Here is a 12454-nt window from a genome sequence, read left to right on the forward strand (position 1 = left end):
GAGAATCGACGATGGAAGCATTTGTGAAACATACTGGAATCGTAGGTCCCGTGGACCGTGTTAACGTAGATACCGATGCAATTATACCTAAGCAATTTCTGAAACGGATTGAGCGTTCTGGATTTGGCCAGTTTCTGTTCTATGAATGGCGGTTTGACACAGAAGGGAACCCCAATCCGGAGTTCGAATTAAATAAACCGCGGTACGCGGGTGCGTCCATTCTGATTTCACGCGTCAACTTCGGTTGCGGCTCCTCGCGGGAGCATGCGCCGTGGGCCATTTTGGATTATGGATTCCGTTGCGTGATTGCACCGTCTTTTGCGGATATTTTCTATAACAACTGCTTTAAGAACGGTATCCTGCCGATTAAGCTGTCGGAAGAACAAGTGGAGGAGCTGTTCCAACGCACGGCAGCCCATGAGGGATATAAACTGACGGTGGATCTGGAGCAAAAAACGATCACCGACGAGTACGGCTTGAACATCAGTTTTGATCTGGATGAGCACCGCCGCCAGTTTTTGCTGCAAGGCTTGGACGATATCGGCTTGACGCTCCAGCACGAAGATTTGATTGCGGCATACGAGAAGAAGAAATTTGCGCATTTGGCTTAAACCGTCTGAACTTGGCGGGAAGCCCCGGCTGCGACATGCAGCTGGGGCTTTTTTTGTCAATCTATGAAAATATAAGTCTATCAGCCCCGTGTTTTTTCTGATATTATGGAAGTAATTAGCAACGTTTTAGGAATGTTGGCGTTTACAATGCTCGCTGGATCCCATTCTGGTGGCGTATCCGTCAATGAGATTCTTGATTCGGCAAAATACGAGGGTGGGGTAGGGATTTACGGATGAAGAAACTCGGCTTATTGATGTTTATGTTGGTTGGTTTGCTCGTGTTTCCGGGATTGGTGAACAACGCCTACGCCGCCTCGGCGGAGTCATCCGGGACACATATCGTGTTGGACGGCCAGGAGCTTGAGCAGCCTGCCGGTGCCCAAGCGGGGATCGTGAGGGGCAACGTGATGGTGCCGCTGCGCGTCGTTGCCGAAGGTTTGGGTTATCAAGTCGCTTGGGAGAAGAAGAGCGGCACGATTACGATCACGCAGGAGGGCACCGAGCTCAAGCTCACGCTGGGTCAGGACACCGCTTATGTTGACGGTCAGTTGGTCAAGCTGAGTAATGCTCCTTTTCTGCAGGGAGACTCAACGCTTGTTCCGCTACGTTTCGTTGGTGAACAGATGGGCATGAAGGTCAGCTGGGATAATGCCACGAAATCCGCTTACTTAACCAGTCCTGCGGGAGGTTCCGCCGCCGGTGTTGTTCCGGGTACGGCCAGCCAAGCCCCAGGGTCGGAGACTCCGAACTCTGTTCCGGGAGGGCAGCCAATAGCGGGGGATGACGATACATACGACCCGGGAGCTTCAACCGGGAACCAAGCTGAGAGCCCTATCGCGTTGATCCAAGGCATCAGCTTTAGCGAAAATCGTTTGATGTTTGCTGTTTCCGGCAGCGTCACCCCGAACGTATTTAAAATGAGCGGTCCCGAACGTCTCGTCATAGATATTCCCAACGCCGACTTTGCTCCGACCTTCGGGGACGTTCATCCTTTGGACTCAGGCCGGAATGGTCAATTTGCCGTCAGCGATTATCCGGACGTCTCCCAGATCCGCTATTCGCTGTTTAGCAAATCGCCGTCAACTGTTCGGATTGTAATCGATTTGAACCGGAGCGTTGAGTTTACGGTCACGAACCTCGACGATGGCCTTGTAACCGTCGACTTGACAGCAGCCGCAGGCGTACCGAATACCAGCACGGGCGGAAGCGGCCGACCGCTGGTTGTGATCGATGCGGGGCATGGCGGGAGCCAGCCTGGGGCAATCAGCGTCACCAAGAAACAGGAGAAGGAGTTTACGCTGGCTGTGGCGCTGAAAGTCGAGGCGCTGCTGCAGCAGGAAGCCGGGTTGGAGGTGATCCTGACCCGTACGACGGACGTCACCATGTCGCTCCAAGACCGGGTTAAGGTGGCCAACGATCGCGGGGCTTCGGTGTTCGTATCGATCCATGGAAACAGCATCGATCCTCCAAGCAACCCCAGCGGTTCAGAAACGTATTACACCCGGGACGAGAGCATTCCGCTCGCCAATGTCATGCACCGGCATTTGGTGAAGGCAACGGGCTTGGCGGATCGCGGCGTCAGAAAGAGCAGCCTGCATGTCACACGGGAAACGAAGATGCCGGCCGTGCTGCTTGAGGTGGGGTATCTCAGCAATAAGACCGATGCCGGATTAATGTACACGGAGGAATTTCAGCAGCGTGTTGCAGAAGGTACTGTCGCGGGTATTAAAGAATATCTGGGCTTATAATCGATAAGAGAGGCCGAAACGACAAGGAGGGGAGCGGCATGAAAAGAAAAGTGGCGGTATTGCTGGCTTTGGTGGCTATGCTGGGGGTTGCCGCAGGGTGCGGAAACAAGCCGGCGGCTTCACCTCCGGAGAATGAGCATCTAAGGGAAACCGCCCTAAGCAGCGGGGCGCAGCAAAGTGAAACACAGATGCAAGAGGTGCAAGGGCCGGTCAACGGTACCGGCGAATCGGGGGATCCCCAAGCTGGTTCGCAACAAACGGGGGCGGAGAAGCTGACCATTCAGGTTTATTTTACAGATGATGAAATGATGGAGCTGAAGCAGACGCCGCGTGAGATTGAATTTACAGCGGACCATAGCAAATACGAAAGCGCCTTTGAGGCGCTGCAAACGGATGATGACAGTCTGCTCTCCCTATGGGAGAAGGTGGTCCTGAATACGGTGAAGTTCGTACCGGAGAGCGGGCTACTAACGATTGATATTCACTTGCCGGACGAAGCGCGCCTTGGTGCGGGTGGGGAGTCGCTGGCTATCGAAGCGCTGAAGAACACGATGTTCCAGTTTGATGAAGTCCAGCAAATCGAGTTGACGGTGGATGGTCAGCAAGTCGAATCGCTGATGGGCCATGTCGATCTGGAACATCCGATGACCCGGTAAGCACGAAATCAAAGAGCGCGGAAAGGCCGCCGTGTGAAATGTAACGGAACTCAAGAGCCGTTAACAGACTATAGCCAGCCTAGTAAATCCATTTGAGGATTTGCTGGGCTGTTTTTTTGCTCTGGCGGCAATAGCGGTACTTTGTGGCCTTATTCCATGATTTATACCCGCTATCACGACAATAGCGGTAATTCATGGCCTTATTTGTCCAGGATCGCCCCATTATCCTGCTTTTTTCCCCCTTCCCACGAAAATAGCGCCCAAAAGTTCCTCTATTTTTGCCAAATCCCCTACCTTGTTGAAGATAGCGCCCTTTTAAGGCGTTATTTCACCGGTCAACGCAAACTTGGGCCCAATTCTCTCTTTCCGCATCCAGGAAACCTAGGATTTTCATAGGAAACACTGGCAAAAGTTAAGCAGAAAAATGCCAGATTTTCGCAACTTTCCAAGCGGTTTGGCGTCTAATATGTCGTCTGGTGATGTCGAAATGGAAGTGAACACCCACGGCATCATAAGGCAAAAATTCTAAAGGTAGGGGTGACGGATGAAGAAAAAAAGTTTGGTGACGCTCATGTTCGCCTGGTTGCTTCTCTTCGTAATGGCGCAAACAGGACATGCTGCGTCCGGCATTACGAGTATTTATCTGGATGGGAAAGCACTCGCTTTGCCCGAAAATGGACAAGTCCAAAATGTGAATGGAAATGTGATGATTCCAATTCGTGTCGTCGCGGAGGAGCTAGGTTTTGACGTCAACTATGAGAAGAAGACGCGCACGGTAACCATAAAGCAATCCGGTACAACGCTTATTCTCGTCATTAATCAAACAACCGCTTCCGTCAATGGAAGCGAGGTCAAACTGCCCGTCGCGCCGAAGCTTGCCCAAGATACTACGCTCGTACCTATGCGGTTTGTCGGAGAGCAAATGGGGCTGCAAGTGGCTTGGGATAACACAGCTAAGGCTGCCTATTTGACGACGCCAAGCTCTGGCAGTGGAAGCGGAAATACCGGCAATGCCGGGTCTGGCAACAACACCGGGAACGGCAACGGAACCGGAACCGATGGGCAGCAGCCGGGAACGGTTGTACCTCCGGCAGATACCAGCAATTTGGCGAAAGTGACCGGAATCGCGTTTGATAACAACAGCCTGATGATTGCGGTCGATAAGAATGTGACGCCTAATATTTTTACGATGAGCGGCCCGGAACGGCTCGTGATCGATCTGCCGCAAGCTCAATTTGCCGAAGCGTTGGCTGGAGGCGCGCCGCTGGATGCCAGCAAGAGCGGGTCCATTGAGGTAACGGAATACCCTGATGTTTCCAAGGTCAGATATGCGTTGTTCAGCAACAATCCCTCGACGGTTCGGATCGTATTGGATTTGAATCACAAGGTGAATTACCAGCTGGTCAATGAGAATGACGGCTTAATTTTTGTGAATTTGAACTCGGAATCAAGTCAGGGCGGAGGAACCTCTGGCGGCAGCGGGAAGAAGACGGTCGTGCTGGATGCCGGTCACGGGGGAAGCGACCCGGGCGCCATCAGTGTGACGAAGAAGAAGGAAAAAGACTTTAACCTGGCGGTCGTTCTGAAGGTGAAGGAGCTGCTGAAAAACGATCCGAACATCAATCTAGTGTTGACGCGCGAAAGCGATACGTATCCGACGTTGTCTGACCGGGTGAAGATTGCCGAGAACGTAAAAGCAGACATCTTTATCTCCGTACATGCGAATTCCGGCTCTGCTTCGGCCAGCGGCGTGGAGACCTATTATACGCGGGCAGCCAGCCTGGATCTGGCGAAGGTCATGCATAAGCATCTGGTTCAAGCTTCCGGCTTGGCCGATCGCAAAGTCCGTACGCAAAGCCTGCACGTGACCCGGGAAACGACGATGCCGGCCGTGCTGCTGGAATGCGGGTACTTAAGTAACAAAAACGATGATGCACTGTTGGCAACCGATGAGTACCGGAGCAGAGTTGCCCAGGGTATCGTTGACGGCATTAAAGAATATCTCGGCCTTCAGTGATCGCCGGGCGAAGGAGGAAGTCACCGTGAACAGAAGAAGAAGAAGCATTATCCTTGGAATCCTGGTACTTCTGCTCGCCTTGAGCAGCGGCTGCGGGCAGAAACCGCAGGCCGCTCCGAATAACGGAGCGGGGAATGCCGAGGCCAACCAAGGAAGTGTGCAAGTACCAGACGAGGCTACGCCGCAAAATTCCGATTCGACGCAAGGAGCGGACGAAACGAATGCACCGCAGCAGATGACGGAGAGCATCGAGGTTTATTTTACCGATGATCAGATGCTGGAGCTAAGCAAAGAGAGCCGCGAGATCTCTTATCCAGCGAAGCAAGATAAATATTTGGCAGCCCTCAAAGCGCTGCAAGCTCCTAGCAATGCGAGCCAGTTCTCCCTATGGGGCAAAGCGGAGTTTCATTCCGCCGATTTCAAGGAAGGAACGGTAACCGTTGATTTGACGCTGCCGGATGAAGCGCGCCTTGGAGCAGGCGGGGAAGCGCTGGCGCTTGATGCGCTGAAGAACACTTTGTTCCAATTCGACGAGGTGCAAGCGATCGATGTGCTGGTTGATGGCTCTCCCGTGGATACTTTGATGGGTCATGTCGAACTGACGCATCCATTAGTAAGAAATTAAGGGATTGGGGAGGAACTCGCCCGTCCGCCGTCGAATGGTTTAAGGAGATCTTTTTTGTAGAAAGGAAGAATTTGATGGCATCCTATAAACGCACGTTTCAACGCAGTACCCGGAAAGCGGTCTCCGCGATGCTGGTCACGGCCATGTGCTTGGGCGGGACGACGGCGGCATTCGCCGAGGAAACGCCGGCTGTAACCAACTCGCAAAGCGTTGCGTCGGTATCCTTGTTTAGCGACGTACCGAACGGTTTTTGGGCGGAGAAACATATATACAAATTAGCAGCTGAAGGCATTCTGCTAGGCGATGCCGGCAAGTTCCGTCCGGGCGACAACGTCACCCAGCAGGAAGCGATTACGATGGCGATCCGGTTCATGAACCTGGATTCGCAACTGGGCAACGGTGCCGGAGCTCCGGCAGATCTGAAAGTTGGCAATTATTTTAAACCTTATTTGGAGCTGGCACTGTCGAAAAATTTGATTGACAAAAACGAAGAGCTCGCATCCACGAAGGAAGGCGAAGCTTGGGGTGAGAAGAAGGCTTCCCGGGAATGGGTGGCCAAGCTACTCGTTCGCGCCTTGGGTAAAGACGCGGAAGCGAAAGCCTCCGCAACGCTGCCAACCGGCTTTGCCGACCAAACCAGCATCTCCGCGAACGCGCGAGGATACGTTAATGTTGCGGTTCAACTGAAGCTGACCAACGGGGTGGAGGGCAATCGGTTCGATCCACTGGGCAAAGTCACGCGAGCCCAAATCGCAACCTTCTTTAGCCGCGGCAGTGAATACGTCAACCCGGGCTATGCCAACGTCTACGAGGGGATTGTTACCGAGCTTACGGACAGCAAGCTGACGTTGTATACGAACGGACAGATGAAGAGCTTTACGTTGGATAACCGTTCGGTCTATTTCACGAAGGATTCCGAAACGAGAACAACGCAAAGCGCCTTGAAGCTGTATACGAAAGTGCTGGCCGTGGATAAGGTGGGCTCAGCCGCATATGTAGAAGTAACCGATCCGAACCAGCAGTTGGAGCGCTCGGAAGGAACGTTGCTGCGTATCCTCGGGAATAACCAGTTGCTCTTATTGGTCAATAACAATCCGTTGACGTTGACCTATGACAGCAATACCACTTTTGTGGATCAGTACGGGAACTCCATCAAAGCTAGCGACTTAACGCCGGAGAGCACGGTAGTTGTTCAACGTGAGACATTTACGTCTGACAAGAAGCCGGTGATCATTCAACTGCAATCTGTAGGGAATGTATCCGGCAGCGGTACGGTTTCGAAAATTGATCTTACCGGTAAGAACATTACGATCAAACTTGCTAACGGCAATGAAGAAACGTTCAAATTCAACGATAAGACGATTTTGCTCTACCAAAATCAAGTTCTGAATCAGATGGGCGAAGTGAACGAAGGGGCATCGGTTACGTTTGAAGTGAAGGACGGCGTGCTGGCCTCCTTGGTTGTGACCCAAGCGACAGAACGAACGGTGACCGGGACCTTGCTGGATCTCGTTGGCGATACGTTGCTGAGCTATACGAATGCAGGCGGACGTGACGAAATCAAGCGGCTGGCGAAGAACGTGACTGTGGAAATCAACGGGATCGCTGATGCAAGCCTGGACGATCTGATCACCGACGAAAAGGGCGGGGACAAGGTCGAATTGACACTGAATCCTGACGACGAAGTGACGAAGATCGTAGTTACGGGACGTCAATCCGAGAAATTGGAGAGCGCAACGGTGATCAACTACGATACGAAAACCAAGGCGCTTACTGTCTTGGATGCGTCGGAGAAACCGTATGTGTTCGTGATCGATGAGAAGACGAAATACAGCTACAACACAACCTCGCCAACGTTGTCCGGTCTGGAGGCTCTGCTATCCAAAGGACGCAAAATAGATCTGACCGTTGTCGGCTCTCGCGTCGTTAATGTGGATGTGACCTACAAGTACGAAGGCACTTATGTATCGGCCAATACCTCCGCGAAGAAAATTACGATTTTGCAGAACAATGGCAAAACCGTAGAAATTCCTTATCAAGGAACAACGCCGACGATCAGCATTTATGGTAAAGCGAACGCCTCGCTGGCCGATCTCAAAGCCGGGGATGCGGTTACCGCGATGCTGACGGCGAATCAAGACGCGTTGCAAACGTTGGCGGTGAAGAGCTCCATCCAGTTTGAAGTCGTTTCGGTAAATACGGCAAACAGCCGCATTCGGGCGACGGCGAACGGTGTGACCTCCGAGTTCTATGTGGATCAAGCTGTACTGCTTGGCGAAAATGGCGGGGCGATTAAAGTCAGCGATTTGAAGGCGGGCCAAACAATTAACGTTACGTTTAACGGCCAAACGGCGATCTCGCTGCAAGTCGTGAAGCTGACGTTAGGGAAGGTTCAAAGCGTTGATGGTTCGACCTTGCTGGTAAAATCTTTTGCCGGGAACGTGGAAACCTATTCCTTAGCGAGCGGCGTGAAGGTTCAACGTGGAACGGAAGTCAGCACAAGTGTGACATCGCTAACGACCAGTGATCATGTTGAGGTTCGCAAAGATACAAACGGAGCGGTTGTCGTTAAGGTGCTGACGCCGCAAGAACGCAAATTCTCCCGTTACGACGGGGTAAGCAAGGAAATTATCGTCTTGCGGTCCTCCACGTCTGACAACAATTATCGCTTTGCGGTAACAGCGGATACGTATATTCACCAAGGTGACACGACAATATCCGTGCAATCCCTCCAGATTAATGATAAAATTGTTTTGTATTTCAACGGAGACAAGCTGGTTGAAGTCGAAAAGCAATAATCATTTTTCGTGAGATCAACCGTCTTGATGCGGGATGTTTCCCGAGTCAAGACGGTTTTTTCGCGGATAAAACCATGCGGCCAGCAGGGCCTCCAGGAAAGGAGTGGAGACATGAACGCGGCTGATGTCCGCCATATTTTAGACACCATCGGTGCCATGTTTCCGGATGCGCGCTGTGAGTTGAACCACGAGAATGCCTTTGAGCTTACGATTGCCGTCCTCCTGTCCGCGCAGTGCACCGACGCTACGGTAAATAAAGTTACGGCTGATTTATTTAAGAAGTATAAAACGCCGGAGGATTACGTATCGGTTCCGCTGGAGGAACTGGAACAGGATATCCGCAAAATTGGCTTGTACCGCAGCAAAGCCAAGCATATTCAAAGTTTGTGCAGAATCTTGCTGGAACGGTACGGCGGAGAGGTGCCGAGAGAACATGAGAAGCTGGTTGAGCTGCCCGGTGTTGGGCGTAAGACGGCAAACGTTGTCGTATCCAATGCCTTTGGCGTTCCGGCGATCGCCGTTGACACGCATGTGGAGCGCGTCAGCAAACGGTTAGGTTTGGCCGGGTGGAACGATTCCGTTCTCGAGGTGGAAAAGAAGCTGATGAAGCGGGTGCCTAAAGAGGAATGGACATTAACGCATCATCGCTTGATCTTTTTCGGAAGGTATCACTGCAAGGCGCAAGCCCCCAAATGTGATGTCTGCCCGCTGCTTGACGTTTGCCGGGAGGGCAAAAAACGTATGAAAACGCCGCAAAACAGAAAACCTAAGAAAAATGCGGCAAAATAAGATAACCCATAGGTGAGGATGAGAGACCATATGAGATGCATTTCTGTGTATACCGACAACTTTGAACAGTTCTCGGACGTATTTGAGCAAGTCCTTGATTTGAATTTAGGTGAAAACGACGAACGTGAAGTGGAAGGGTTAATGGTCAGCGACTCCGGTGAAGTGCCTGAGCATTACTTGGGGCGGATGTCGGCGAAACCTGAGGTCGTCGTCATGAAGGATAAGACGCGCGGCATCACGATTTTGCAGCATGGCAAGGTGTTTGAAGTCCTGCTTCCAACAGAAACCGCAGAAGTTGCGGTGAAGTAGAGCGCAGATCCTTCTCATCAAAAGAGAAAATGAAATCCCCTCGGATGCGTGGTGTAATAACCCACATTCGAGGGGATTTTTGTTGTTGAGCTTATACATGATCAATCGTTTCTTAGGCGCGAGGAGATCAGCAGTAGTCCGAAGGAGAGCAGGATCGTGCAGCCTGTTAACGCCCAGGCCAGCTGCAGGTTTCCGGCGTCAACGGCAAAATAAATTGCCGTCGGAATCGTTTGCGTTCGGCCGGGGATGTTGCCGGCGATCATCATCGTTGCCCCGAATTCCCCCAGCGCACGGGCAAATCCGAGAATAAATGCCGCCTGCAGCGAACGAGAGGCGAGCGGCAGCACGATATAGATAAGCACCTGCCATTCTCCGGCTCCCTGGGAACGGGCGGCGTCTTTCAAATGTTTATCCACTTCAAGGAAGCCGGACTTCAGCGTTTGATAAATCAGCGGGAAGCTGACGACGGCCGCAGCGACGATCGCGCCAAGCGGCTGAAACACAAAGCTGATGTTGAACAGGCGGTCCGCTGCCTGTCCGATCCAGCTATTTTTTCCCAACACCACCAGTAAAATAAACCCTACCACGCTTGGCGGCAGAACGAGCGGAAGGAGAAAGACGGTTTCCACCAGCGTTTTCCCGTAGAAGGAGGCCGCGGACATGCGCCATGCCACCAGTAACCCTACCACAAAAGCGATGGCAGTGGCGGCGATGGACACTTGCAGTGATAACGTGATCGGCTCCCAGAACGAAGTCGAGATTTCAAATGTACGCATGTGAGGTTACTCCGCCGGGGTGAACCCGTATTTGACGAACACCTGCTGGGCTTGGTCGCTTTTTAAAAATTCGTAGAAAGCTTTAGCTTCGTTGCGATGAGCGCTGTCCTTGAGCACTCCGATTGGATATTCAATCGGGTCATGGCTTTCGGCTTCTGCGGTCAAGGCCACCTTCACCTTGTCCGAAAGGGCTGCATCGGTTTTGTACACGAATCCGGCGTCGACATTGCCGGTTTCCACATAAGACAACACCTGCTTGACGTCCTTCGTCAGCACTAGATGGGATTGCAGCGGCTCCCAAAGCTTATGGTAGGTAAGAGCTTGCTGTGCGTATTTTCCGGCCGGGACCGATTCAGGGGTGCCAATGGCGATATCGCCGAGCTTGCTTAAATCTTCCATGCTTTGGACCTCTACGGAACCGTCCTTGGGAACAACCAGTACCAGATCATTGGTCAGCAAATTGGTCTTAAGTTGATCGTCAATGAGACCTTTGTCGACCAAGGCATCCATTTGCTTGGTTCCAGCGGAGAGGAACAAGTCGGCCGGCGCGCCCTGTTCAATTTGCTGCTGAAGCGTACCGGAAGCGGCATAGTTAAAAGTGAGCTTCACTTGGCTGTGCTCGGCTTCATATACGCCCTTGAGTTCATCCAAGCTTTCGGTTAAGCTGGCGGCAGCAGAGATGAGCAGCTCAACTTGCTCAGCCGGTTCAGATGGATTCTCAGCTGTTGTGGACGAAGAGTTCGCCGCGTTGCTGCTATCGGCGCTTACCGAAGATGTGTTGCTGGAAGAAGCAGATGGATCGCTGCATCCCGCGGATAGGAGTAGAATAATGGCTGCGAATGCGGCCAAAAAGGGCAATTTCAAAAACTTTTGCATATGGAATCCTCCTTGGTTATGTCTAATTATAACTAGATTATACGAAACATAACTAGTTGTATAGATCACTTAGGGAGCATTCATTGAAAAAAAGGGAAATCCCCGGTAAGATGAGTCTAGTTGCATGAACTATGATGAAGGAGTACGCTATGACCGAACCGATCTCTTATACAGCCGAGGAAATCGCCAAGCTGTTGAAGGTGTCCAAGCTAACTGTCTACGATCTAATCAAAAAAGGAGAGCTTCCTGCTTATCGGGTAGGTAAACAGATGCGGGTGGATTCCACCGATCTGGAAGCTTATAAGCAGAGAGCCAAAGGCGGGGCAACGCCTCATGCTGCCGCTGGTGTGCCGGTATTCCAGGTGCCCTATACCGTGCCGCCTCGGCCGGATGTCGATGGTGGAGAAGCGCTCGGTGCAAGAACGCTGGTCATTACCGGGCAAGATCCAGGACTCGACCTGCTGGCGAAAGCGCTGGAATCGAGGCTCCGCGGGTGCCGGCCGTTGCGTTCTTTTGCCAGCAGTATGGACAGTTTGGTGGCCATGTATAACGGTGCGGTAGATATCGTGAGTACGCATCTGTATGACGGAGATACCGGGGAGTACAATTTGCCTTATATCCGCAAACTTTTTATTTCCCTTCCTTATATGGTGTTGAATTTTGCGGCACGCCGGGCTGGATTTTACGTCAAGCAGGGCAATCCGCTGGGGATTCGCTCCTGGGAGGATCTGACGCGGCCGGGAATTCGGTTGATTAACCGGGAAAAAGGCTCTGGCGCTCGGGTGCTGCTGGATGAACAGCTCCGCAAGCACGGGATATCGCCGGATTCCATTATCGGATACAACCAAGAGGAAACGTCGCATATGGGCCTTGGCGGGCGAATTGCCCTCGGCCAAGCGGACGTAGGTATCGGCAGTGAGAGACCGGCTAAGATCGCCGGACTTGAGTTTATCCCGCTCACCCTGGAGCGGGTGGATCTCGTCGTCCTGAACAAACCGGAAAACCGCGAGTGGATCGCCAAGCTGCGCGAAGCGCTGGAATCCTCTGAGCTGCGCGGGGTGCTCTCCTCGCTTGGCGACTACGATCTGTCGCTCACCGGAAAGGTGTTAGCGGATCGGGAGGCCGGGTTATATTAATAAATCTTGAACCGTCTCCATTTGGGGGCGGTTTTGTTGTACAGGAAGCCCGCAGGGAAGCTGCGGCAGGGAGCATTTCCAAGCGCCCGGGGAAATGTTAAAATATGAATAAT

The 12454-nt window shown here is 52.3% G+C and carries 11 protein-coding genes; 9 read left to right on the top strand and 2 right to left on the bottom strand.

From position 1 onward, the window contains the following. Positions 1–11: 11 nt before the first annotated feature. From leuD to ACL02P_RS05180, 8 genes are all read left to right on the top strand, one after another. Complete coding sequence (gene leuD / locus ACL02P_RS05145; RefSeq protein WP_009225922.1) at positions 12–611, top strand: 3-isopropylmalate dehydratase small subunit; 600 nt, start codon at positions 12–14, stop codon at positions 609–611. Positions 612–844: 233 nt separating this feature from the next. Continuing rightward, positions 845–2359: an N-acetylmuramoyl-L-alanine amidase gene (locus ACL02P_RS05150; protein ID WP_412836900.1), complete on the top strand. Its 1515-nt coding sequence runs from the start codon at positions 845–847 to the stop codon at positions 2357–2359. 38 nt (positions 2360–2397) lie between these two features. After that, the gene (locus tag ACL02P_RS05155; protein WP_009225924.1) at positions 2398–3015 is read left to right on the top strand and encodes a GerMN domain-containing protein; all 618 of its coding nucleotides are present in this window, start codon (positions 2398–2400) and stop codon (positions 3013–3015) included. Between the two features lie 544 nt (positions 3016–3559). Beyond that, on the top strand, positions 3560–5032 hold the full coding sequence (locus ACL02P_RS05160) for an N-acetylmuramoyl-L-alanine amidase (protein ID WP_412836901.1): 1473 nt from the start codon (positions 3560–3562) through the stop codon (positions 5030–5032). Positions 5033–5057: 25 nt separating this feature from the next. Beyond that, on the top strand, positions 5058–5657 hold the full coding sequence (locus ACL02P_RS05165) for a GerMN domain-containing protein (RefSeq protein WP_260070820.1): 600 nt from the start codon (positions 5058–5060) through the stop codon (positions 5655–5657). Between the two features lie 74 nt (positions 5658–5731). Continuing rightward, on the top strand, positions 5732–8455 hold the full coding sequence (locus tag ACL02P_RS05170) for an S-layer homology domain-containing protein (protein ID WP_412836902.1): 2724 nt from the start codon (positions 5732–5734) through the stop codon (positions 8453–8455). A 111-nt stretch (positions 8456–8566) separates the two neighbouring features. Next, a complete protein-coding gene (gene nth / locus ACL02P_RS05175; RefSeq protein ID WP_009225928.1) occupies positions 8567–9244 on the top strand; it encodes an endonuclease III in 678 nt (225 codons plus the stop codon). Between the two features lie 30 nt (positions 9245–9274). Then, positions 9275–9553, top strand: coding sequence for a hypothetical protein (locus ACL02P_RS05180; protein WP_009225929.1), 279 nt, complete (start codon positions 9275–9277; stop codon positions 9551–9553). 101 nt (positions 9554–9654) lie between these two features. Here the strand turns inward: ACL02P_RS05180 and modB are convergent, their stop codons facing one another. After that, positions 9655–10329 carry a molybdate ABC transporter permease subunit gene (gene modB / locus ACL02P_RS05185; protein WP_009225930.1) on the bottom strand — a complete coding sequence of 225 codons (675 nt, stop codon included), beginning with the start codon at positions 10327–10329 and terminating at the stop codon, positions 9655–9657. A gap of 6 nt (positions 10330–10335) precedes the next feature. Then, positions 10336–11205 carry a molybdate ABC transporter substrate-binding protein gene (modA, locus tag ACL02P_RS05190; protein ID WP_009225931.1) on the bottom strand — a complete coding sequence of 290 codons (870 nt, stop codon included), beginning with the start codon at positions 11203–11205 and terminating at the stop codon, positions 10336–10338. Between the two features lie 149 nt (positions 11206–11354). On the opposite strand from modA, the gene ACL02P_RS05195 reads away from it, so the two are divergent. Beyond that, positions 11355–12341, top strand: a complete 987-nt coding sequence (locus tag ACL02P_RS05195; protein ID WP_009225932.1) for a helix-turn-helix transcriptional regulator — start codon at positions 11355–11357, stop codon at positions 12339–12341. Positions 12342–12454 lie beyond the last annotated feature (113 nt).

This window comes from Paenibacillus sp. MB22_1 (assembly GCF_047200555.1).
Classification (GTDB): domain Bacteria; phylum Bacillota; class Bacilli; order Paenibacillales; family Paenibacillaceae; genus Fontibacillus; species Fontibacillus phoenicis.